The 23,204-nt window shown below is 39.5% G+C and carries 23 protein-coding genes; 3 read left to right on the plus strand and 20 right to left on the minus strand.

Translation table 11 applies throughout. The features are described from left to right. Positions 1-32: 32 nt before the first annotated feature. Positions 33-1,244 (minus strand): glycosyltransferase, encoded by a 1,212-nt coding sequence (locus tag KJ593_07200; protein ID MBU2541673.1) that lies wholly within the window; start codon positions 1,242-1,244, stop codon positions 33-35. Positions 1,245-1,249: 5 nt separating this feature from the next. After that, complete coding sequence (locus KJ593_07205; GenBank protein ID MBU2541674.1) at positions 1,250-1,918, minus strand: hypothetical protein; 669 nt, start codon at positions 1,916-1,918, stop codon at positions 1,250-1,252. Positions 1,919-2,519: 601 nt separating this feature from the next. Between KJ593_07205 and KJ593_07210 the strand changes: the two genes are divergently transcribed. Next, a complete protein-coding gene (locus KJ593_07210) occupies positions 2,520-2,678 on the plus strand; it encodes a hypothetical protein (protein ID MBU2541675.1) in 159 nt (52 codons plus the stop codon). Between the two features lie 91 nt (positions 2,679-2,769). Here KJ593_07210 and KJ593_07215 read toward each other — a convergent pair whose 3' ends face one another. The 8 genes from KJ593_07215 to KJ593_07250 form a co-directional block, all read right to left on the minus strand. Continuing rightward, complete coding sequence (locus KJ593_07215) at positions 2,770-2,937, minus strand: DNA-directed RNA polymerase (GenBank protein MBU2541676.1); 168 nt, start codon at positions 2,935-2,937, stop codon at positions 2,770-2,772. 109 nt (positions 2,938-3,046) lie between these two features. Beyond that, on the minus strand, positions 3,047-3,448 hold the full coding sequence (locus KJ593_07220) for a hypothetical protein (protein MBU2541677.1): 402 nt from the start codon (positions 3,446-3,448) through the stop codon (positions 3,047-3,049). Between the two features lie 408 nt (positions 3,449-3,856). Then, complete coding sequence (gene rlmN / locus KJ593_07225; GenBank protein ID MBU2541678.1) at positions 3,857-4,891, minus strand: 23S rRNA (adenine(2503)-C(2))-methyltransferase RlmN; 1,035 nt, start codon at positions 4,889-4,891, stop codon at positions 3,857-3,859. Positions 4,892-5,036: 145 nt separating this feature from the next. After that, a complete protein-coding gene (locus KJ593_07230; protein MBU2541679.1) occupies positions 5,037-7,001 on the minus strand; it encodes an ABC transporter permease in 1,965 nt (654 codons plus the stop codon). 31 nt (positions 7,002-7,032) lie between these two features. Next, positions 7,033-7,995 carry an efflux RND transporter periplasmic adaptor subunit gene (locus KJ593_07235; GenBank protein ID MBU2541680.1) on the minus strand — a complete coding sequence of 321 codons (963 nt, stop codon included), beginning with the start codon at positions 7,993-7,995 and terminating at the stop codon, positions 7,033-7,035. Further along, entirely contained in the window at positions 7,985-9,253 is a 1,269-nt protein-coding gene (locus KJ593_07240; GenBank protein ID MBU2541681.1) for a TolC family protein, read from the minus strand. The genes KJ593_07235 and KJ593_07240 overlap by 11 nt, the downstream gene beginning before the upstream one ends. Position 9,254: 1 nt before the next feature. Further along, positions 9,255-9,500, minus strand: coding sequence for an AbrB/MazE/SpoVT family DNA-binding domain-containing protein (locus KJ593_07245; protein ID MBU2541682.1), 246 nt, complete (start codon positions 9,498-9,500; stop codon positions 9,255-9,257). 627 nt (positions 9,501-10,127) lie between these two features. Then, positions 10,128-10,652 (minus strand): DNA integrity scanning protein DisA nucleotide-binding domain protein, encoded by a 525-nt coding sequence (locus tag KJ593_07250; GenBank protein ID MBU2541683.1) that lies wholly within the window; start codon positions 10,650-10,652, stop codon positions 10,128-10,130. Between KJ593_07250 and KJ593_07255 the strand changes: the two genes are divergently transcribed. Continuing rightward, positions 10,651-10,956, plus strand: coding sequence for a hypothetical protein (locus tag KJ593_07255; protein MBU2541684.1), 306 nt, complete (start codon positions 10,651-10,653; stop codon positions 10,954-10,956). The two genes, KJ593_07250 and KJ593_07255, sit on opposite strands and share 2 nt — an antisense overlap. Before the next feature lie 352 nt (positions 10,957-11,308). Next, positions 11,309-13,468, plus strand: a complete 2,160-nt coding sequence (locus tag KJ593_07260) for an MMPL family transporter (protein ID MBU2541685.1) — start codon at positions 11,309-11,311, stop codon at positions 13,466-13,468. Between the two features lie 396 nt (positions 13,469-13,864). Here KJ593_07260 and KJ593_07265 read toward each other — a convergent pair whose 3' ends face one another. From KJ593_07265 to KJ593_07310, 10 genes are all read right to left on the minus strand, one after another. Beyond that, positions 13,865-15,382 (minus strand): radical SAM protein, encoded by a 1,518-nt coding sequence (locus KJ593_07265; GenBank protein ID MBU2541686.1) that lies wholly within the window; start codon positions 15,380-15,382, stop codon positions 13,865-13,867. Between the two features lie 529 nt (positions 15,383-15,911). Continuing rightward, positions 15,912-16,214: a hypothetical protein gene (locus KJ593_07270; GenBank protein ID MBU2541687.1), complete on the minus strand. Its 303-nt coding sequence runs from the start codon at positions 16,212-16,214 to the stop codon at positions 15,912-15,914. Between the two features lie 189 nt (positions 16,215-16,403). Further along, a complete protein-coding gene (gene arsB, locus KJ593_07275) occupies positions 16,404-17,468 on the minus strand; it encodes an ACR3 family arsenite efflux transporter (protein ID MBU2541688.1) in 1,065 nt (354 codons plus the stop codon). A 228-nt stretch (positions 17,469-17,696) separates the two neighbouring features. After that, positions 17,697-18,887 carry an ACR3 family arsenite efflux transporter gene (gene arsB / locus KJ593_07280; protein ID MBU2541689.1) on the minus strand — a complete coding sequence of 397 codons (1,191 nt, stop codon included), beginning with the start codon at positions 18,885-18,887 and terminating at the stop codon, positions 17,697-17,699. Beyond that, positions 18,887-19,567, minus strand: a complete 681-nt coding sequence (locus KJ593_07285) for a sulfite exporter TauE/SafE family protein (protein ID MBU2541690.1) — start codon at positions 19,565-19,567, stop codon at positions 18,887-18,889. Before KJ593_07285 ends, arsB (KJ593_07280) begins: the two co-directional genes overlap by 1 nt. Then, positions 19,564-20,055, minus strand: a complete 492-nt coding sequence (locus tag KJ593_07290) for a hypothetical protein (protein ID MBU2541691.1) — start codon at positions 20,053-20,055, stop codon at positions 19,564-19,566. Before KJ593_07290 ends, KJ593_07285 begins: the two co-directional genes overlap by 4 nt. 36 nt (positions 20,056-20,091) lie before the next feature. Further along, entirely contained in the window at positions 20,092-20,322 is a 231-nt protein-coding gene (locus KJ593_07295; GenBank protein ID MBU2541692.1) for a TM0996/MTH895 family glutaredoxin-like protein, read from the minus strand. 22 nt (positions 20,323-20,344) lie between these two features. Beyond that, a complete protein-coding gene (locus KJ593_07300) occupies positions 20,345-21,517 on the minus strand; it encodes a permease (protein ID MBU2541693.1) in 1,173 nt (390 codons plus the stop codon). 49 nt (positions 21,518-21,566) lie between these two features. Further along, entirely contained in the window at positions 21,567-21,908 is a 342-nt protein-coding gene (locus tag KJ593_07305; GenBank protein MBU2541694.1) for a metalloregulator ArsR/SmtB family transcription factor, read from the minus strand. A 427-nt stretch (positions 21,909-22,335) separates the two neighbouring features. Then, on the minus strand, positions 22,336-23,130 hold the full coding sequence (locus tag KJ593_07310; protein MBU2541695.1) for a hypothetical protein: 795 nt from the start codon (positions 23,128-23,130) through the stop codon (positions 22,336-22,338). Positions 23,131-23,204: the final 74 nt, after the last annotated feature.

The following is a 23,204-nucleotide window of genomic DNA, read 5'->3' on the forward strand; positions in this document are numbered from 1 at the left end:
CTTAGCCTTCCTAAATCCCCTTCTGTTTATAGTTAAAAGTATACTACATCTTCCTGATAGAACAAGGAGAGAAACAATAACATGTAGTCTCTTATATGGCGGGTTATGAGAAAATTATTACGTATATGCTCTCTGCCATTCTGGCCTAATTTCTTTGCATAGGAAGGACTGTTTAGAAGCTGCTTAATATTGTAAGCAGCCCCTTGAACCGAATGGCAAAGTAGACCTGAATATTTATGCTTTATTTGAAGGGGAATCCCTCCAACATTGGAGGCTACCACAGGCTTAGCCTTCCAAAGTGCCTCAGCTACCGTAAGGCCAAATCCTTCCCGTAATGACTTCTGAACAATAACTGTTGATGCGCTCTGCAAAGCATTTATTTCAATATCATTTTGGGACATCAATAGAATATGTATATCTTTATCCTCTTTAGCCATTTCCTGAACCTCGGAAAAAACTTTAGCACCCTCCGGATCATCAGTTGCGCTGCCTCCGGCCAAAATCAGCTGACAATCTATATATCGTTTCACCAGCTTATATGCCTGGATAACCCCCAGAGGGTCTTTTAATCGGTCGAAACGGGATATCTGAGTAATAATAGGTTTATCTTGAATAATATTATATTTATGCAATACAGTTTTAATTGTCTCGGGCGGTAATTTTATATTTTTATCGCTTAAGGGATCAATGGAAGGAGAAATTAAATACTGCCTAATGGGCAGTGGTCGGGAAAAGGCCGGGGCAGAAAATACGGCAGAATCATATTTAACAATAAAATCCTTAAGGAAGGACCAGACTTTTTCATCAGGATTAGAAATATCAATATGGCAACGCCAAAGCCATTTATTAGCAGCTTTCTTTCTTATCAAGGCAATAGGTTGAGGATCATGTATATATACAATGTCTCCGTAGGTATTTACCTCTTCGATATTCTTTAAGCTAGTTTGCATAAATATATCAAAATCCCGCTGACCTATATCTTCAGGCTTTCCATGCAGGGCATTGTGGAATTTCTTAGTGACGGCAAAGAATTGTTCTCCTCCCTTTATCACATCCCACTTTGTTTGGACCCCTAGTTCGTTTAGGAGCGGAACCATTCTATTAAGAATCTCAGCTACTCCACCTCCCACTGCTGTAGAGTTAATATGCTGGATAACCTTACCTCTTAACTTTTCGGCAATCAGCTTTAAATCGTCTATTACTGATTGATTTACAATAGGGATATAGTCATTTAGCTTTGCCATGGCGCTTAACGAATTCTCTTCTTTATTACTCTAATCAATGTTTTTCTCAAATCTTCAAGGGTATGAGTATAAGGATCTAGACTAGCTATTTCCTCGGCAAGGCGTTTATCATCAAAGGAAGAGATTATCCAGTTAGAAAAATCATTTGAGCCCTTTTCCAGCCTTAAACGTGCCTCAAATATATGAAAATATATAGAATCAATGGTAACCTTTTTTAAGATATCCAAGAATTCTTTCAAATTATTAGCTATATGATGGGTAGGAATGATAAAACTCACTGACTTTATAAAGTGGAATTCTTCATTCTGCCTAGCAAATCTTAACTTGGCTGATGGGTTACTTTCTAGATAGGCTTGGATGCTAGTAATTAATGCCTCTCTAAGAGCGCGTATGTTATTAAATTGTATGGTGTCAATACTGGCTAGCTGCTCTCCTAACTCATCTTCACTCAAGGCCTCGCTAACCCAATAGGCAAAATCATTTGGCGGTTCTGGAGAGAGGTATTGATGTTGCTGTAAAAATCTATGGGTATGGTGGTATATGCAAGAACCAGGCACCTCCTTGAGTAGATTTAATAGCTGCTCTAGATTAGTCGCCTTAAATCCTGTTAACTCTGATAAGTGTAACCTGGTATAAAATCTGAATGGCTCCTTAGCTGCTCTCTGCCTTTTCATGGTCTGTATCTTCTCATTCCTTTAGGTAAATAATCTAAGCAATTTAATAAGTATAGTACTTTTTTTACCTGAGTCAATAGCTTTATTTCCTGACTCTTTATTGCTGGCTCCTGCAAAAACTCACAGGTCAGTAGAGATAAATCCGCAGTTTTCCCTCATTTGCCGGCCCGGTACAAGCCTCTGGCTAGGGCCGAGACGAGCGGACAGATACGAAGACGAATAAAAAACCCATCTTTAAAAAAGATGGGCAAAAATAGAACTGTACCTTTTTAAAAATGGCACCGTCCGTTTTTCTATAAATTTTCACAAATCAACATCATGAATAATATCAACTACCACCCGAGTTTTTTCATCTAAAATCACAACGTCCCCGCCAACTTTTAACCTTACAAAACAAAAAATTACCTCTATCAGTAGTGATAGAGGTAATTATCAAGACTGGTTCCTTCCTACATAATCTTGGCACAGCCTAAGATTGTATCAGGACTAGCCCTATGAAATCTGCAAGATTTCATAGGGCAACTGGCTACCTATTATAAAAACTGAATACGTTCTATCTTTTATGCTTCTTTCGTGGTATAATACAATAAAAGGAGTAACAATGAAAGAAGTCGCCTCGATTAAAAGAAAGAGAATCTGCAAATTCCTTCACTGTAAGAGTATTTTAAGTATTTACAACCAGGAAATCTACTGTTATGTGCACCAGAAGGAAGCTGATAATAAAAAATCTCACCCATTATCCAGCGTCAACGTCCATTAACAATACAAACTCTAAGAACCACGCAGGATTTTTAACTATCAACTCTGCGTAATTTATAGTTTCTATTGGGTTATTCTAGACGCCGTAGCATCTATGTACGGCCACTATTTCCGCGCTTCGAAAAACACTCCTTACAGTATACGGGACGGTCTCCGCTAGGTTTAAAAGGGACTTCACATTCTTTTTTACATTCTGAGCATGTCGCCTTGTGCATCTCTCGCGGACGCCCGCCATACCCACCATTTCGTCCAAATGCCATGTTGCCTCCTTTTTTAGTTCCGTTAAAAGTTTAAAACTCAAGTTAACTACGTTTTTCTTATTAAGATTGACCATAGGCAGTAAATCATAAAACATCCTTATCCAAATACTTAAATACGTTCTTTTCGTCTTCGAAAGATTGATTTCTTCTTTTTTTCAGAGCTTCGGTTTTCGCCGCCCCGTTGTCTATCAAAATGGCGACCTTGAACAAAATCACCTTCTCTAGACTTACTGTCGTAATTTTCTTTAAACGAACTGTCTCCCTTGCGCTTTAAAAAGCATTCCTTGCAATACACCGGACGATCTCCGCTGGGCTTGAACGGGATTTCGCACTCTTTGTTGCAGTCTGCGCAAATAACCCGAGTATAAGTTTTTTCCCTGGGACCATTGCCCTGTATTCCTCTGTCATGACGATGAGAATGATCGAAGCGCCGGAAAGGCTTTTGGGAATAGCTTTTCTCAAAAGGCCTTTTTAAAGACTGGCTGATTAAGATATCCAGCTTCTTCTCCATGGCACTCAACTGCTGCTGCACTTTATTAATGAGGCCAGCTACACCCGATTCATCCTGCGGCGCGACTAATAAACTTTTGCGCTTAAAACGTTTTTTCACATTACCCCTTTCTTTTTACCTACTGTAACACAAATAAAAACCCCTTGCAACTTATTTCGCTAAAAGGGGCTGAAAGTAATGACTCCCTCCTATAGAATCGAAAGATTGTATAGGACTAATCCTGTGAAAATCTTTGATTTTCATAGGGCCTATTGGACGATTTTAGAGCTTTTTGCTTCAATAAATACAGAAAAGCTATCTAAGAAATTTATCCTTGGTAGCTACAGATAAGCCGCTTCAAAAATTTTTGCCTTTCGTGTATATATTTCCAGCAACTTATATGTAATATCTATGTCGAATATGATAAGTTTACATCTCATCCTTCACCATACCTGCAAGCTGTCCACATGCGGCTTGTATGTCTTTGCCCTTCGATTCACGCAAGGTCACGTTTACTCCTTTTTCCTTGAGTCTATTCTTAAATATATTAACGTCGTTTACTGTGGGAAGTTTAAGGTTAAAGTTATAAACAGGACTATAGGGTATCAGGTTTACCTTAGCCCTTAATCTTTTAACTATTGCCGCGAGACCATCTACATCCTTTGACGAATCATTTTTGTTTTTTATTAATATATATTCAAGCGTAATCATTCGCCCGCCTGACTTTATAAAATCCTCGCAGGTCCTTATGAGTTCTCCTAACGGATATTTTCTGTTAACCGGCATAAGCTCGTTCCTTAGTTTATTATGTACGGCGTGAAGAGATAGTGACAGGTTAACCTGTAATTTGAGCTGCTTGAATTTCTTTATTCCCGGAATTATCCCACACGTTGAAACGGTAATTCTCCTAGCAGCTATGTCAAGTGCTTTTGGGCCATTCATTATCTTAATCGCTTTTGAAACATTTTCGTAATTATCCAAGGGTTCGCCCATACCCATGAATACGAAATTTGTTATCTTATGTTTAAGGCCATATTGCAAATAAAGTATTTGGGCTAAAATCTCTGAGGTGGTGAGATTACGTATAAAACCTTTTAGCCCGCTTGCGCAGAAACGGCAGCCGTATTTACAGCCAACCTGGGTAGAAAGACAAACTGTTCTTCTCTCCTTGCTATATATAAGTACGGTTTCTATAAAATTGCCGTCTGAGAGCCTAAATAGAAATTTCTCGGTCTTATCAACTGAGATAAGATGGCGCGCAAGCTCAAGGATTCCTATATAATAAAGAGTAGTTAGTTTATCTCTAAGATGCCTTGCTATATTACTCATTCCATTAAAATCGGTTGTACCTCTTTTGTAAAGCCAGAAGAATATCTGCTCAGCCCTATAATCTGGTTCTGAAATATTTTTCATTTGGACTTTTAGTTCTCCAAGAGTGAAATTTTTTATATCCTTTTTATCCATCTCTCAATAATCTATATTCTTCCTTTTGCAATTTTTTGAACACCTTTATGTTAATAATCTTAGCGAAATCCCGACTCTCTTGTCGAGACGCAACTGGCTATATACCGAAAGTAATGAATGGAAAGAAAGCTACAAGCTCAAAGTACTACTCGTACCTTAATGCCTCTATAGGATCAAGCTTGGACGCCTGTCGTGCGGGCCAAAGGCCAAAGCCTATGCCTATAGCAATAGAAAATGTTGTGGCAAGCACAATAGATAAGCCTGAAACCTTTGTTGTCCAGTCAGCAAGGATTGATAAAAGCCAAGCTATGCACCAGCCAAACACAATCCCGGCTATGCCGCCGATAAAAGTCAAAACTACCGACTCTATAAGGAATTGAGCCATTATATCTGTTCTGCGCGCTCCCACTGCCTTACGCAGGCCTATCTCTCTTGTGCGCTCGGTTACAGAAACAAGCATAATGTTCATAATGCCTATACCACCTACTAAAAGAGAAATTGCCGCAATAGAACCCAAAAGCCAGGTCATTGTCTTAGTTGTACTCTCTAAGGTCTCCTGAATCTCAGCCATATTGCGAATTTCAAATGAATCTTCCCGGTCTTTATTAAGGCGTTGGCGTTTAATAATAAGTCCGCGTATCGCACTTTCAGCTTCTTCCATTAAACCAGCATCTTTAACCTCCACATCAATTGAATCAACGTATTCTTTTCCTAAAAGCCTATACATTGCAGTGGTAATTGGAATAATGACTAAATCATCCTCGTCACGCCAGCCAGATGCCCCTTTCTCTGGTAAAATACCAATTACCTGAAAATTTATGCGATTTATCTTAATTCTTGCTCCAACTGGATTAGCATCTCCAAAGAGCTCTCTGGCTACTGTGGCCCCGAGCAAAACTACCTTTTGCCTTACTTTTAATTCTTCTTCTGTAAAAAATCTGCCAATGCTAGGGGAAGAAGCACGCATTGAGGCATAATCTATCCCTGTGCCCTGAACCTGTGTATTCCAGTTCTTATTGCCATAAACGAGTTGAGCGCGGCCTGAAACCCGAGGAGAAACATTTTTCACCTGAGGCAGTTTAACCATAGCATCTGCATCTTGCATAGTAAAACGAGTAACTGCTCCTGTTTCCAAGGCTACCCCATGCATTCGATGAGAGCCAGGCCTCACCGCTAAAAGATTTGAACCCAGAGAAGCTAATCTTTCTGCAATAGACTCTTTTGCTCCCTGGCCAAGAGCAAGCATAGCAATTACTGCTGATACACCTATAAGAATACCCAGCATAGAAAGAAAAGAGCGCATTTTATGAGAAATAATAGCATTCTTTGCCTGACGAAAATGGTCTATAAATTCAGCTCTTCCTGAGTAAACTTGAGATTGAGCCAATATATTGTCTAAAGTAATCTTTTGGTCTAGAGGAAAAGGCGTCTCTGACTTCTCGCCTATTCTTTCATCAGAGACAATCCTGCCATCGCGCATCTGAATAATTCTTTTTGCATGCTCAGCGATTTCTCTTTCATGTGTAACAATAATAATGGTTTTGCCTTTTTGATTCAGGCGTTTCAAAATGGAAATAATCTCTTCTTCGGTCTTTGTATCCAGATTTCCTGTTGGCTCATCAGCTAAAATAATCAGGGGATCATTGACTAAAGAACGGGCAATGGCTACTCGTTGCTGCTCTCCGCCGGAAAGCTCATTTGGTCTATGCAACTGCCTCCCAGATAGACCGACTTCTTCTATTCTTTGTTTTGCCTTTTCTTTTAACTGCTGTTTGCCTGCATAAATCAAAGGAAGCTCTGCATTTTCCAACGCAGTCATTCTGGCAAGCAAATGAAATTGCTGAAAGACAAAACCGACTAAACGAGTCCTCAAAATAGCTAATTCATCATCAGTAAGTTTGGTTATATCTTGCCTACCTAAGTAGTATGAGCCTGAATCAGGCCGATCTAGGAAACCTAATATATGCATTAGCGTGGATTTACCTGAACCTGAAGGCCCGATAATAGCCACAAATTCTCCGGGGGTAATTTTTAAGGATACATCCTGCAGTGCCCGCACCCCTATCTTACCAGTCATATAAGTCTTATTTATATTCTTTAACTCTATCATAACCTTATTAATTCTTAAGATAAATAGATTATCATTTTTTTCTGCCAAAAGGCATAAAAGGATTGCTCTTTGAGTTTGCGTTTTGTACAGGGAGGTATTTTTCGGTCTTAATTATTATCTTATCCTTTTGAGTCAACCCTGAGATAACCTCAATATTAGTCTCATCAAAAATGCCAAGTTCAACTATTTGTTTAACAGGCCGTTTACTTCTATCCTGCCTCAAGAGGACAAAACTTTCATCCTTATCCCGGTTAACTGCCTCAAGAGGTATAATTAAAATATCTTCTTTGCCTGTCTCTATGATATCCACACTCGCGCTCATGCCCGAACGAAACACTTCCGGCACCTTTTCCGGAAGGATATCTACCTCATAAATAGTAACATTGTTAACAACCTTAGATTCATAGGATATATGATCGACCTTTGCTTTTACTTTAATTTTAGGGTATGCATCCAGGCTAATAACTGCCTCTTGACCAAGCTTTACCTTCCCGATATCAGTCTCATCTACCTGGGCCTTAACAATGAGTCGGTCTGATAATACAATTATGGCATCGCTGGATGTAACCGTCTGGCCCGGCTCAACCGCCCTTACAATTACCTCTCCGTCAATGGGAGCAATAAGCGGGGTAGGCTTATAAACCTCCTGCCAATACTTTAAAATCTCTTCATCCTGTGCCCTAGCAGTATCTAAAAGTGCAGCTCTTTCTGTTGAGCTCATCCAGGCTAGAATCTGACCAACTTTTACTTTCTCGCCTTCTTTAAACAAAATTTCTTCAATCCGACCGCTAATCGGCGGTTTTATTTCTAAGCGATTCTGAGGCTCTACTACGCCAGTGGTAGAGATAAAATTCTGGATATTGCCAAATGAGGGACTTATCTCTCCGGTAACTTCACCAGAGGATTTATTTTGCCTTACCTTTATTATTAAAATTGCTGAAATTACCAAAATAATTAGCAAACTAAGAAAGATTTTCAATTTATTACCCGTCATAGTCTAATGTTCCTCCTTTTGCCTGAATCCAACTAGCCTCAGCTACCAACAAGTTAGCTAAAGTGTCAAGATAGGCTTTTTTGACACTAACAACATTATCCTCAATTATAATCCAGTCATTAAAACTGATTAGTCCTGTTGAATACTGGGCATTTGCTATTTTTGCCCGCTCCTGGGCAGCCTCAAGAAATTTCTTCTTCACTGAAACGCTATCTTTTGAATCTTGGAAGTTTTTCCAAGTCTGTTCTAATGTCAAAATAACAGTATCTCGACCGCTTCTTTCATCTGCCTTGGCTTGTTTTAACTTAGATTTCGCTTTCTCAAAAGCAGCTATTCTACTTCCTCCTTCAAATAAAGGAAAAGATACTGTAATACCTGCTGACCATTCATCATTTTCTGGAGGCCAATCTGATGCGGTCTTGCCGGCAGAAGTATTTAAATAAACCTCTGGAAAAAAATCAGCCTTGCTAGATTCCAGGTCAAACCTAACAGCCTCTTTCTTGGCAATAAGTTCTTTCAAAAAAGGAGTATTATCAGCTAAATACTCGAAATCGCACTTTTCGCTATCAGTGTCTGCAATTTCAAAACCTCCCTTTACTTTAACAGGAGAAAAATTCTCCCGCCCTAACTCTTTTGTCAACTGTCTTTGCGCCAGAGAAAGATTCCGTTTAGCCTGCGCCACTTCAAATTCTGCTTGCGCTAAATCTGCCTGTGCAGTCAAGAGCGCTCCTTTATGCTCCCTGCCGGCTTCATACCTTAACTGAACCAACTCTAAATTCTGTTTTCTTCTCTTGGCAATCTCCTCAGTAAGAGAGATGAGTTCTTGCGCTCGTAAAAGCGTAGAAAAGGCGTTCCTTAGATTAAGCCTTATATCCGAAGAAACAACTGCATAGTTATATCCTTGAGCACTTAAGTTTCTCGATGCAGCAGAAATATCAGCGGAAGTCTTAAAACCATCAAATAATAACTGCTTACCAGTTATGCTATATGAATAGGTATCAGCCTCGTCTCTGGTAGCTGTTTTTGACCTTTTGCCGCTTATCTCAGTATTAATCTGGGGTAACGCATCGCTTTTGGTGATTGCCTTATCTGAGTGTGACTGGTTTAACTTCTCTCTCGCTGAAATAAGGTCAGGATGATTCTCTCTTGCCTGTCTAACGCAATCTTTCCACGTGAACACCTCTTCTGCGCTAGAGTTACCAAGAATAAAACAAATAAATAATAATGCGGCTATAAAAAACTTTAAATATTTAGTCATTTTATTTACTTTTTTTAGAAAGTTCTTTCTTTAATGCTGAAATGTGTTGTTCAAAATGCTGCAGGAACCGGGCAATACGTTCAGCAGGGATAAAGCTGATTATTTCTTTACGGCCAGGAGGCCCTGATATCACAATCAATTGGTCGCCGGGTTTGATGTCAAGCACCTTTCTCGCTTTCATAGGAATAACTACCTGCCCTCTTGTCCCCATTGTGACTGTTCCATATACCTGGTGTGAGTTTTTCATGCCTGCCCCCTTAATTTAAAATATTCCCTCTATATCATTAGTATGAAAAGTATGATTTATCATACAAATCATACTATGGATTTCTACCCCTGTCAAGTAATTCAAATAAAAAGCCCACCTTTTTCAAGATGGGCTGAATTGACTCCCTCCTATAGAATCGAAAGATTCTACAAGACTAATCCTGTAAAAATCTCCGATTTTTATAGGGCCTATTGAACGACTTTCGCAACTGGTTGGGATCAAAGAAGGGTAAAAAGATGGTAAAAGAGCTGGTTTTTATTGGTTAAACTGCTCCTTTACTTTGGGGGCGGGTGAGTATTCCAGATTCCAAAGGCAGTTGCCTTATTTATTCTTTCTTATCGGTTTTGCAACAAGATTTACAGAACTTCTTGCACAATAATAAACAAACTACCAATACTATTATAACTACTAAGGCTATTTTCATTTCTCCTCCTTTTTCCCAATTATACCACTTCCATTTCAAAATGGCACACAAAAAACCCTCTGTAATATATTCTATCACAGTGGGTTAGAATAGCAACTCCTCTTCGTCAACGAGCTTAGAACTTTTTGTGCTATCAGTCAAGGAGAAATTGCAGCTTTTTCTTGTTTCTTTTAAAATTTTTTTCAAACAGGGACGATGCTTTTCCCTTTAAGGGCCTTCTTAATAAGCCTGTATAGTTCTTTCAAAGAATCGACCTTTATCAAACAACCCTGAGAGACAATACTTATCTCCCCTCTTTCCTCTGAAACTACTAGAGCAATGGCATCCGTCTTTTCCGTAATCCCTATTGCCGAACGATGACGCGTACCAATTCCCATAGGAACTTCGGTATCTGTTCTAATAGAAAGGATTGCTTTAACCCTTCTAATGCGGCCATTAAAAATAACTACTGCCCCATCGTGAACAGGTGAAGCCGAAGAAAATAAAGCGATAACTATTTCACTCTTAATTTGTGCATCAAAAAGAATACCACTGTCCATATATTCATCTAGTTTATCTTTTCTTCTAAGAATTATTAATACGCCTACCTTACGACTTGCTAAAAACTCCATCGCTTTGCAGATTTCCAACAGGTAATCAGGTAGTTGCATACTAAAATCCTTACCTGTTAAAATGCTACGTTTAATTCTTAAGAAAATCTCTAGCATGATATCAATCACTATAGCTACTGCTGCTGTAATGACGATTACTGAAGCGACGAGCTGTATTAACCTTATGGAGATAATGCGAGGGGATAAAACTAGCGCAGCACATAAACACGATAGGGATATAAGTAAACGCGTAAAGAATCTCCAATTAACTGTTTTTAAGCCACGTAGGAGAAAAACTAAAAAAGTTAATATGGCCAGCAAAGTAAGCCAAGTAAATGAATTTGACAATAATAGTTTCATCTTTATACCTTATATAACTAATCTAAACGCTAATTTTATATTATTACGTCCCAAGCTATAATTTTAATATTTTGGTTAATCTAATCAAAATAAATAGTCTATTAAGAAATTATAAATCTATTTTGGCTTGTCTTTTCACATCTAAACAAAAACCCCCTGCAATGTATTCTATCACAGAGGCTTAGGAAATCAAGCTCCCCCGCGAGGACTCCTCGCTTCGCGCTAGAACCTGTCGCTTTTATAAAGTAGCCCCCGCTCGATCACTCACTCCCCATTATGTAGGGAAGATTTTATTTCTGCTTTATTAATCCAAATTCTTCTTTACTAATTATGTTATTTATTTTAAAATAAGAAAGGAATAGAAGAATGATAAGAGACAGGCAAATAAAAGAGGGGAGGAAAATTTTACGATTATGAGTCAAGAAATTCTTCACAAACACCACTTCCTGCCGCGTGAAGTTATCACGTTTATTATTATAACTATATTGAGTGGTATTTGTTTATTTAACTTTGTCTCTCTCGAGCCTACTGTTGATAATAACTTTTTCTTCTCCAGCGAAGATCCACAATTTCAAAGCGAACATTTAATTAACAGTTTATTCATCCGTAAAGACTCCCAGCTTATTATCTCAGCCACTGGTAATATTAATGGTACAGGATACCACGAAAAGATTTCAGAGCTGAGTAAAAGATTGCTAGAAATCGATGGCGTAACCAATGTTAATAGTCTAACGCATGCGGGACCAGGTGATGTAAAAGCGGCCTTTAAGAGCCCTCTGTGGAAACGCCTCATTGTCGCCAGCAACAGAAAATCAACCAATCTCATTGTCCTTTTAGACGAAAATAAAGTCTCCCTAATCATCCCAGAGATTGAAGAAACCATGGGCATCTTCGAGGATGAAGGTTTTCATCTGCAGGCAGCCGGACTGCCTTACGTTGTTGAATTAATTAGGCGTAACCTTCAGAAGGACTTTAGAATCTTCAGCCTCCTGGCCTTTTTAATATTCGGCTTTTTAATCTTTCAGATTTTTCGTTCAAAAAGTATCCTTTTAGGAACAATGCTATCCTGTCTGAATGCGGTTATGTGGACATTTAAGATAACGGATTTAATTGGTATTCCTATGGGCATTCTCACAGCGAATCTAGGTACGATTATTTTTGTTATGACACTTTCCCATATTATCTTTTTGACATTTAATTGGCGGATCTTCCGCTCTGATCCAAATAGTAAGAATCCTGTGGCTGACGCCATAGCACGAACACTGCCTCCTTCTATCTGGAGTATGCTGACAACGCTTTTAGGATTTTTAAGTTTGATGTCCGTATCAGCGAAACCTTTAAGGGAATTGGGTCACTCCGGTGCCCTCGGTTCTATAGTGGCGATCGTTGTGGCCTACGGTGTGTTTCCTACATTCTTAAGAGTGGCAAGCCAGCAGTCTGAGAAAAAAGGTAAGATTGAAAACTATGGAATAAAGACATATAAGTTTATTAACCTAGAAAAACAATTTATCATGCTGATCATTTTTGTCACCTGCCTTTTGACCTTACCGGGATTAAAAAGGCTTGATTCTGATCCGAGTCTTCTTTCTTACTTTTCTAAATCCAGTGAAATTCATAAGGGTCTAAGTTATATTGATCAAAACGGTGGCAGTAGTCCGCTTATTCTAGTTGTTGGTACAAAAAGTAAGGAGAAAATTCATTCGGACAAATCTTATAAGCAGCTATGGAATCTCCAGGAATCACTGGAGCAACACCGTGGCGTTGGCTCAGTCATATCCTTGCCCGTGCTCATTGCCCAAGCCGCAAAGACGCCTATTTTTGGCTGGCTTTTTCCGCGATCAATTCTGTTAAAAGCAATGGAGATGCCGACGAACGATAAGATTGCCAAGAGCTTTATAACAAAAGACCGTAAATATGGTCTCTTCTATCTGCGCATGATCGAATCATATCGTGTTCTGCCTCGCCTGGATGTTGTTGAAGAGATTAAATCCATAGCTGAGAATGAAGGCTTTCATACCGAAATCATCGGAGGCATATACAACCTGCAAGGACACTTAGCTAAGCTTGTTGCATCAAGTTTAGTAGGAGGACTGGGGAAACTTATTCTCCTTTTTGCTCTTATTACCTGGTTTATTTCGCGCTCTTTGCGTATGACCTTAGCTGTGGTAGCTAGTATTTCTATCATCCCCTTGACCATCCTGGGATGCTTTGGGGTATATCGAATCCCCTTAGACATTATTTCTGCTCCGGCTTCGAATGTCGCGATCGCCATGGGCATTGATTCCATGATCCATATGATAAAATCTTTCCGTCGTACGCGAAACTGGCAAACGGTCCGCGATGAACTCTGGCAGCCAATATTAACTTCTATGTTTGTTGTTGCCGCTGGCTTCGGTATCTTTTTATTATCGAGCTTTCCTCCCACCCAGCGATTTGGCGGGGCTATTCTCTTCGGTACTGTCCTAGCAGCACTTACTGCCCTCTACATAATGCCCTTACTTTTCGAATATATTAGTTTGGATAAATGGAGGTCTCTTCTAAAGAAAAAACCAAAGACAACCACCTCTACTTGATTATTTAAGATTTACGCTTCTCCTAGCTTTGCAACGACTAAAAATAAAAAAGCCCCAAATAAATTGGGGCATTTTTTATTCCTCCTGCCCTATTGGCGAGATAAGCTCTCTGAGGTAGCTAGAGTTAATTATAAGTACCTACAAAGGAACTTGCAGGCATGTGTTTAAAAAGGAATGTCAAGCCGATCAACAACCCGGACCGCCGAAGCGGTCCGAGCGTCGTCAAAACTGGCTCCCCCTATTGGACGAATTTCGCAACTTTTTAACTTCTCAAGAGGCGAACAAAATATTCAAGGAACTTATTTACGTCCTTGGCTAGTATTTATCTTACTGGACTGACATCCTTGAATAACATTGGGGGCTATAATAAATTTGTCAATTAACTGCGCGTATCCGTTATTTTCTCCGCATCATCTTAATAAAATAGTTACGGAAACACTCCCAGTCACCCACAATGATTCTATTTATCGCAAATTGAAGGTTGTCCAGCAGCGTAATTATTCTAAAGACAATCATAGTCAATACAGGAAATGCGATACTAACTTTATAGTAGAATTTTGGTAAAAAAAATCTGGCTATCCACCGCGGGAAAAAGCTTAGATTAAGCAGAAGTAAAATGATATCATAGGAATTATGAGGCTCAAAATGATAACTGCTTCTGTACGCCTGTTTAATCTCGTCAATTGCCAACCCTTTTTCTTTAGCAATCTTGTTCAGTTTCGTTCCCGGAAACAACATAAGATTATAATATATAAACCTGTATGGCCTAGGAATTTTTAACAAAAATCCAATACTCTCTCTCTGTTCGCCAATTGTACCTAAAGGATCATGGCAGATTATATCATATCTAGGCGGAGACATACGATCTCTATAGCGATTAATCATGCTTATTGCTCGATAGATAGTTTTTGTGTCGGCTTTACGGTTGTAGCGCATTAAAGCAGTCAAGCTACCCGACTCTATCCCCATACAAAGATTACATAACCCTACCTCAACCAAGGCTTCTAGTTTCTCTTCGGTTACTGCTGAAGGAACAGTGATTGCCTTAAATGGAAGAGAAACTCTTTCCTTGTACATTCTACTAAACTCAATAATCTCTTCGCTACTTCTTGAAAAGAAACTATCATCTGCAAAGTGAATAAGCTCTATAAAATCATTTTCTCTACAGACATTCTCAAGCTCCTTGATTACGTCTGATATGGACCTTTTTCGATAATGCCTAGCTGTGTACATAGAGTGATAAATTGAATTATTGCAGTAAGTACATGCAAAGGGACAGCCTCGGGAGGTCATAGTTTTATAAAAACATCGGTAAACTCCTCTGGCATCTTCATATACACGCCTACATTTTTCACGGTAAAGTTCACGTGTCAATTCCCCAGATTGTCCCATAATAGGATTAATGTAGAAATGGTCCTCAAAAGTAAAGTCCTGAAACGGAAGAGTAGAGATATCTTCTATTAGCGGAGAAAAGGAATTTTCTACAATCTTTCCCTTCTCAATATACCAAAGTCCGAGTATTTGAGAAATTGGTTTGCCGTCCATAATATCTTTTAATACTGGCTCGCCTTCTCCTACACATACCCAATCTGCAAATTTAAGACATTCCAGAGGCCTAACTGTAGCATGTATCCCGCCCCAAATTATTTTTGCCCTTGTGTTTTTATGAATAGCTTCGCTTAGCTGAGCAGCGAGAAAGAATAGATTAGTAATAACTGTAATACCTACTATATCGCTATCATTTAAAATATTAACTACTTCCTGCAGGGTAACATTAGAATAAGATTTAAGTAAGGTAGGAGTGGGTAGAAAAATGATTCTAGATTTATGGCCAAGACTTCGTACATAAGAAGAAAGGACACGCGAGCTCATCCCCGAAAACTCATCTACCATTGAAATAAAGGTTATTTTCATATTATATGCCGCGTTATTAGAAAACTAAAAATAATAGGCTCTCAATTCATAGTTGCTTGACTCAATTATAACTCCGCCAATAAAAATGGGCGGTCCTATTTTTCTAAATTTCATTATACGCCGCGAAGGGAAATTTACAATAAAAAAGCCCACCTTATTCAGATGGGCTGAATTTTCTCCCCCTATTGGATGACTTTCGCAACTGGCTAATAATAAGAAAGGGGTGCTATATAAACACCCCTTTCTTAAAGCTGCCAGCTAATCAGATTTAATCTACTTTTTTAGCGCAGCTACAACCTCTCTTACAATTACATGCGTTGTCCTTACAGCAATCGCCTTTGCAAGCGCACTGTTTTTCCCTGCAACATGTTTCCTGTGTGCACTGGCATTTAGCCTGCAAGCAACACTTCTCTTGCGCTAAAGTTGGTGTATTACTAAAAGGCAGCAAAAATGAAAGTAAAAACAATATCACAATTGTTTTTTTCATGATAATACTCCTTTTTAAAAAGATTTACTTAAATATTACAAATTAGGAATATTGCTTAGGAGGATGGAAGATTGACCGAATGGATTCTTCAGGCTGGACAAAGATATATTCAAAATCAAAATTCTCTTCTGGAAATATTATAGAAATTGCATCGGTATTTTTTATAGAGTCTACTGGCTGGGATATTTTCACACATAATTGAGGTTGACAATCGCAAGATGAACCGCAACAGTCACATGCCTTATGCATCTTATGCGAATCTTTAATAAACATTTCAGAGAAGGAACATAAAACCAATGAGATAAAAATGAACGTAAATAGAATTGTTATAAATATTTTTCTCATAGATACTCACCTAAATAGCATTTTAAGTATAGCATAATTTTTTAAGAAAAACAAATCAACAAGCCATAAAAAACCCTCCGCAAGTTTTTAATTTGCAGAGGGTTGTGGAATTTTCTCCCCCTATTGGACGACTTTCGCAACTTTTTGGAAGAATCTAAGGAGTATTGCCTTAACGATGAAATAAAGAAATTACTTGAAGAAATGTCGAGTTTTCAAACACATTCGCACTAACATTAGCATAACTGGCACTTCAATAAGTACTCCAACCACAGTTGCCAACGATGCTCCTGATGAAAGACCAAACAACATAGCAGAAGTAGCAATTGCAACTTCAAAGTGATTGCTCGCTCCAATTAGTGCAGACGGTGCGGCATCTCTGTAGGGTAACTTTAACCATTTAGCGATTGCATATGTTAAAGCAAAAATGAAACAGGTCTGGATAAAAAGTGGTATAGCTATTAAAAATATTACTTGGGGCTGCTCAATAATAAGTTCTCCTTTAAACGAAAATAATAGAACAAGCGTAACAAGCAACGCCCCGATTGATATTGGTGTCAAATAATGAAGGAATTTTTCCTCAAACCATTTCATTCCTTTTTTAGCAATGATAAGTTTTCTTGAGTGATACCCTAAAAAGAGTGGCAGCCCCACATAGGTAACTACTGACAATACAATTGTCTGCCACGGAATGGGCATCCTGTTTACACCTAAAAGCCAACCTCCCAATGGTGCATAAAGAAACAACATTGTGAGTGAATTTATTGCTACCATAACAAGTGTATGACCATCATTACCTTTTGACAGATGCCCCCAAACAAGCACCATTGCTGTACAAGGAGCTATGCCTAATAAGATACAGCCAGAAATATATGAACGGTAAAGTTCAACCTGCGTACCACCTTTGATAATCTCAAATCCTGGGAGTAGCCCCTTAAATAAAACACCTAAAAATAAAGTAGCTATTGCAAGCATAGTGAAAGGTTTGATGCACCAGTTTACAAACAGGGTAAGCAAAACAGGTTTAGGACTTTTTCCTGCCTTAACAACCTCAGCGAAATCAATTTTAACCATAATCGGATACATCATAAAGAAAAGGCATATCGCAATAGGTATAGATACCTGATAAATTGATATGCTGTCTAAGGTAACGGCAACTTGGGGGAATAATTTACCCAAGAGTATTCCCAGACCGATACACCCTATAACCCATAGGGTAAGATATTTCTCAAAGGAACTTAATTGTCGTTCTTCCATCTTTTTCTCCTCTGAATCTTACGACTTAGTTAAGTTATAATTCTACCTCAAACAAAAACCCTCCGCAAGTTTTTAATTTGCAGAGGATTAGTGTAATTTTCTCCCCGAGACCCCCAAAAATCCGAACTTTTGGCAAGCAACAATATATCTAGGAAAGAACGGGCTAAAGAACGGAGAAAGGTGGAAAATTTTAGTTTAGCACTCACACTGCTTTGGCTGGTATTTCTTTTATTTAAACCATCCTCGCGTATTCAGGCAAACACGCACAAGCATCAGCATCACAGGAACCTCAATCAGCACGCCAACAACAGTCGCCAACGCTGCTCCCGACGAAAGCCCAAAAAGCATAGTCGCCGTTGCAATAGCAACCTCGAAATGATTACTTGCGCCAATCATTGCCGAGGGAGCCGCATCCTCATAACTCAACCTCAATTTCTTCGCCAGCCAATATGTTATACCAAATATCAAGCATGTCTGGATAAATAAAGGAATTGCTATCCATAAAATCGTCAACGGCTTAGCAAGGATAACTGCCCCTTTAAAAGAGAACAAAAGAACCAACGTAAAAAGTAAAGCAATTATTGAGACTGGTGACAGCACATGCAAAAACTTCTCATTAAACCAATCTATTCCTTTATGACTTATAATCCACTTTCTTGAAAAAAAACCTGCAACTAACGGCAACGCAACATAGATAGCAATAGATAACAGCAACGCTTGCCACGGAACAGGCATCCTTCCCACACCAAGAAGGAACCCACCAAGCACACCGTAAAGCAAAAGCATTGTTAAGGAATTGATAGCAACCATAACAAGGGTGTGTCCGTCATTGCCTTTTGCAAGAAATCCCCAGACCAAAACCATTGCTGTGCATGGAGCTATACCGAGAAGAATACATCCAGCAAAATAGCTTCTCCACAAAGGCACCTGCAACATTCTCATTCCTTCATGCATAACAACCTGACCTGCACCATGAATTGAACCTACAGCCCAATCTATTGCTCCAGGAGGGAGTTTTACAAAATCCACTGCTTCTGCACCAATAAAACCCTTAAACAGCACACCCAAAAACAGAAAAGCAATAGCATACATGGTAAAAGGTTTTATTGCCCAGTTTACAAATAGCGTTAAACCAACAGGCTTGGGCGACTTGCCAGCCTTAATAACCTCAGCAAAATCAATCTTAACCATGATAGGATACATCATGAAAAAAAGACATATCGCAATGGGAACCGAAACAACAGGAGCACCACCGACATAAATAGAAAGGCCGTCAAGACACTTCGCCATTCCAGGCGCAATCTTACCTATTAAGATACCCCCGCCGATACACAACAAAACCCACAGCGTCAGATACTTCTCAAAAACCGACATACCCCTATTAACATTCTTTTCCATTTTTATATCTCCACACTCCATCATAAATAGTTAATCATGATGTGTGACCAGACAAAATATATCCCTACCACAATAAATATCACTCCTGTAATCTTTCTTGCCCATAATTCTAATTTTGCAGTCTTATGAAACCACTTCGAAAACGACTTCACGCCAAAAACAATCCCCAACGCAAAAATGGTAACAGGAATTCCTGTGCCGATACCGTAAATAAAAGGATAAGTCATCCCTATTTTACTGTTCAATGCAAGTGGGATAAGGCTTCCGAAGAACAATGCGGCAGCAATAGGACAGAATGATAAGGCGAAAAGCATCCCGAGAAGAAATGCTCCGCCAGTTCCTGACTCAGCCAGCTTATTCTGCTTCTCATGAGACAACGAAAAAGAAAACGAACTGAACCTGATAACGTCAAGAAGAAACAATCCGACAATTAACAGAATTGGCCCAATTATCTTATTCAGATAAATTTGCAGAAAATTTGCTATAGATGGAACGCTTACGAGAGAAGCGATAATGACAGAACCGATAACTGCGTAAGTCACCATCCTCCCGAGAACGTAAGCAATGCTCGAAAGAAACACAGCCATGGGATGATTAACCTTCTTTGAAAGAAAAGAAACAGCCGCAATATTCGTTGCAAGCGGACAAGGACTGATGGAAGTAAGTATGCCAAGCCACAAAGCAGACAAAAGCTCAATCATGAGGAACCCCCTGCAATAAACGCTTCGGTCTCCTTTTTGACGTAATCAAAAAACTGCTGCTTGTTCCTAATAAATTGCCAGACACCCTCAAGGTTTTTGTAACCGACTTCTTTTCCGTCCTCAACTTTTGAAAGGACTACGCTTTTTGTGTAAAGCTTGTAATCATTAACGAAGTGCTCATTGCCTTTTTCCTCAACATTCACGGCACGGAACTCAAGCCCTCCGGAAGCAATCTCGTCGCTGAAATAAAGCTCCAAGGCTTCCTTTGTATAAGCCTCAATAGCTTTGCACGAGGCGCATCTGTAATTGCCGTAAAAATAATACGCAACAACGCCGGAATCAGAAACAGGAACAGAAGCGATAGGCGATGAGTCGACGCTTGAGGCGTCTTCAACAACTCCCAAAGAAGACGTATCGCTCTCTTTAGGCGAATCACAGCCAGGAAGAAAAGACATGGCGAGAAGACCTACGGCTAAAAAAACAGGCAAAAACAAAAACTTTTTCGTTTGATCATCCTCCCCTATTTATGAAAACATTCCTTTAATCTCATCACTCGAAGGCACCTTTCCTGCAACCTTCACCTTTCCGTCAACAACCAAAGCAGGCGTGGTCATAACGCCATACTCCGTTATCTTGTCCATATCCTCAACCTTGATTAGCTCTGCATCAACACCTATCTCATCAACAGCTTTTTGTGCATTATCATATAACTGCTTGCACTTAGGACAACCCATGCCCAAAATCTCAATTTTCATCTCTAATACCTCCCTAAATAATTTAGCCTGCAATCATTCCAAATATAATTCCGCTCAGAGTTGCCATAACGACAACAAGGCCAACATAGACAACAGTCTTCTTAGTTCCTATAACACCTCTAATAACAAGCATATTGGGAAGACTCAAAGCAGGCCCTGCAAGAAGCAATGCAAGTGCTGGCCCTTTTCCCATGCCAGAACCAATCAAGCCCTGAAGTATGGGAACTTCTGTAAGTGTTGCAAAATACATGAACGCCCCGACAATTGACGCAAAAAAGTTAGCGAAAAGCGAATTGCCGCCAACAAGCCTCTCAATGAACACTGAAGGGATCAAACCCTCTTGCCCCGGTCTTCCCAAAAGAAGACCAGCAACCAAAACGCCTGCAAGAAGAAGAGGCATAATCTGCTTTGCAAAACCCCACGAACTCTGCGTCCATTCTTTAAGCTTGTTTTTCTTAAACCACCGAAATAACATGATGCCAAGAAGGGATAGAAAAATAAGCGTAATCACCCATTTTGAACCAAAAATAGTAGCCCACAAGCCTGTATCGCCTTCCTGTGGTTTTCCCCAATTAGCAAAAACAAGAACTGCGACCATAGAGAAAAAATACATTCCGTTCTTCCAAAGAGGTCGCGTTTTCTCTTCTTCGCCGAATTGAAACTTTCCGTTAACCTGTCTTTCTCGCTCCTCTTTGAGAAATATGAGGTGCATCAGAAGACCGACGACTACACTAAAAACGATTACCCCGACAGCTCTCGCCACACCAAGCTGCCAACCAAGAATCCTCGCAGTCATTATTATAGCCAAAACATTAATTGCTGGCCCCGAATACAGAAACGCAACAGCAGGCCCAAGCCCGGCACCCTTCTTGTAGATACCCGAAAACAGAGGAAGAACCGTGCAGGAACAAACAGCAAGAATAGTTCCCGAAACAGAAGCCACGCCGTAAGCAACAATCTTCTTTGCCTCAGCACCGAAATACTTAATGACAGAAGCCTGACTCACAAAAACAGAAATCGCCCCAGCAATAAAAAAGGCCGGAACAAGACACAACAAAACATGCTCCCTTGCATACCACCGCACAAGAGCTAATGACTCAAACAAAGGATTTCTGAAAGGCAGAAGTTCGACAGGCAAATAAAAGCACGCCAAAAACGCCGCCGTCATCAACAAAAACTTGTCTCTTTCCTTCATTCTTATCTCCACATTTCCATCTGGTTATGTAATTTCGGCAAAAAAATATTCATTTCCTGCAACAGAGCTTTTTCCTGTTAGCTTTCTCTGCCCTCTTTAAATCATCAATCATTGCCTTGTCATCATTCAGCCACTGACTAAGCATAGCAAGCAGCTTCTTTGCATAAAGATTCTTCGGGCTAACAAAATAGTTAGTCCAAAAACCGTCCTGTTCAGAAGCAACAAGGCCAGCACCCACCAACTTTTTAAGCTGTTTGGACACCGCAGGCTGAGAAACCCCAAGAACAAACGCAAGCTCACAAACACACATCTTACGCTTCTCAAGAAGCTTCAGAATCCTCACCCTGTTAACATCAGCCAACGCCTTAAAGATAGTATCCAAATCTTTCATAAATATACACCCTTTCACAACCAAATAACTAAACGGTTATATAAATCTTACTGTTTCCAACCCAAGAAGTCAAGAACAAAAAAGTTCGGATATTTGAATAAGGGGGGTCGATTCAGACAAAATCCGAACTCTGTATTTCTACTGCGAAAAACGCATTTTCCATATAAAAAAGCCCCAGCTACGATAAGTAACTGAGGCTATATCCGAAAAAAGTTCGGATTTTCAAATTGGCTCCCCGAAACGTTCTCTCATCAAACCACATTCACCTATGAGTTTCGATTTACGATACGGAGAACTGCTCACGGACAGAAGCGGCTTTCTTCAAAACCCTCCCCTATTGGACGAGTTTCGCAACTGGCTGGACTCAGAAAGAGACAACATCCATAATCTGAGTCTCAAGTAATTGTTAATATAAACTTAACTAAGCTCAATGTAGCACTTTGAAAGACTGGACTATCTTCGCCATTGTCTCAAGCAATTCCTCATCTGGAGGGTCGCGTGTAATCCGGATAAATTGCACAGAGCTAAAATGGCCTTTTAGGAAGCGGATTGCCCCATATATCTGCCGAAGACTGCTGACCAGTCCAGACTCAAACACGGCTTCTTTATGAAAAATAATCATATCACCCAATACGTTACAAATAATTACCTTAGGGTTTAGGTTTCCGTTAGAGTCCAATCCAGTTATTACTTGTTTCTGTTCAGGGGTAACATTATTTAAAACAGAGTCATCGATTGAGATATGTTCCGATTTCGATAATTCGCTACAAAAATTTGAAATTGTAAGATTTTCTACTTGGCTACGCAATCTCTCTTGAATAGCAACAGGAAACATATCTATAAATAAACCAACTGCTATAGGGTCATATAATCCCCCCAAAGCCTGCGCTCCCACCCACGTTCTGCCGGACCTAACCACAAGAGTGCCCCATAATACACTTTTACCCTTGTGCAATCCATATGAAAATTGCGGAAAGAAAATCGCTTCTCCTGAATCGCCGCCAGGCATATCTACATTATCAACATTTTTCGGAATACCAAAACTTACAGGATATGAAAATTCAAAACGATTCTGAGTATCGCGATAAATACTCCATTTTTCATTTGATGCTGTCTTCGAAAAAGGCGATTCCGCGAATGCCACCGCTAAAAAATGCACCAATCCAATAAAAACAATAAGGACAAACGCAATAACAATATCAATAAATATTCTCCTCTTCATCTTTTCTCCTTTTGATATTCAGCTAAAACAAAAACCCACTGCAATATATTATATCACAGTGGGTTAGGATGGCA

Source organism: Candidatus Omnitrophota bacterium, assembly GCA_018830005.1.
GTDB lineage: Bacteria > Omnitrophota > Gorgyraeia > JAHJTE01 > JAHJTE01 > JAHJTE01.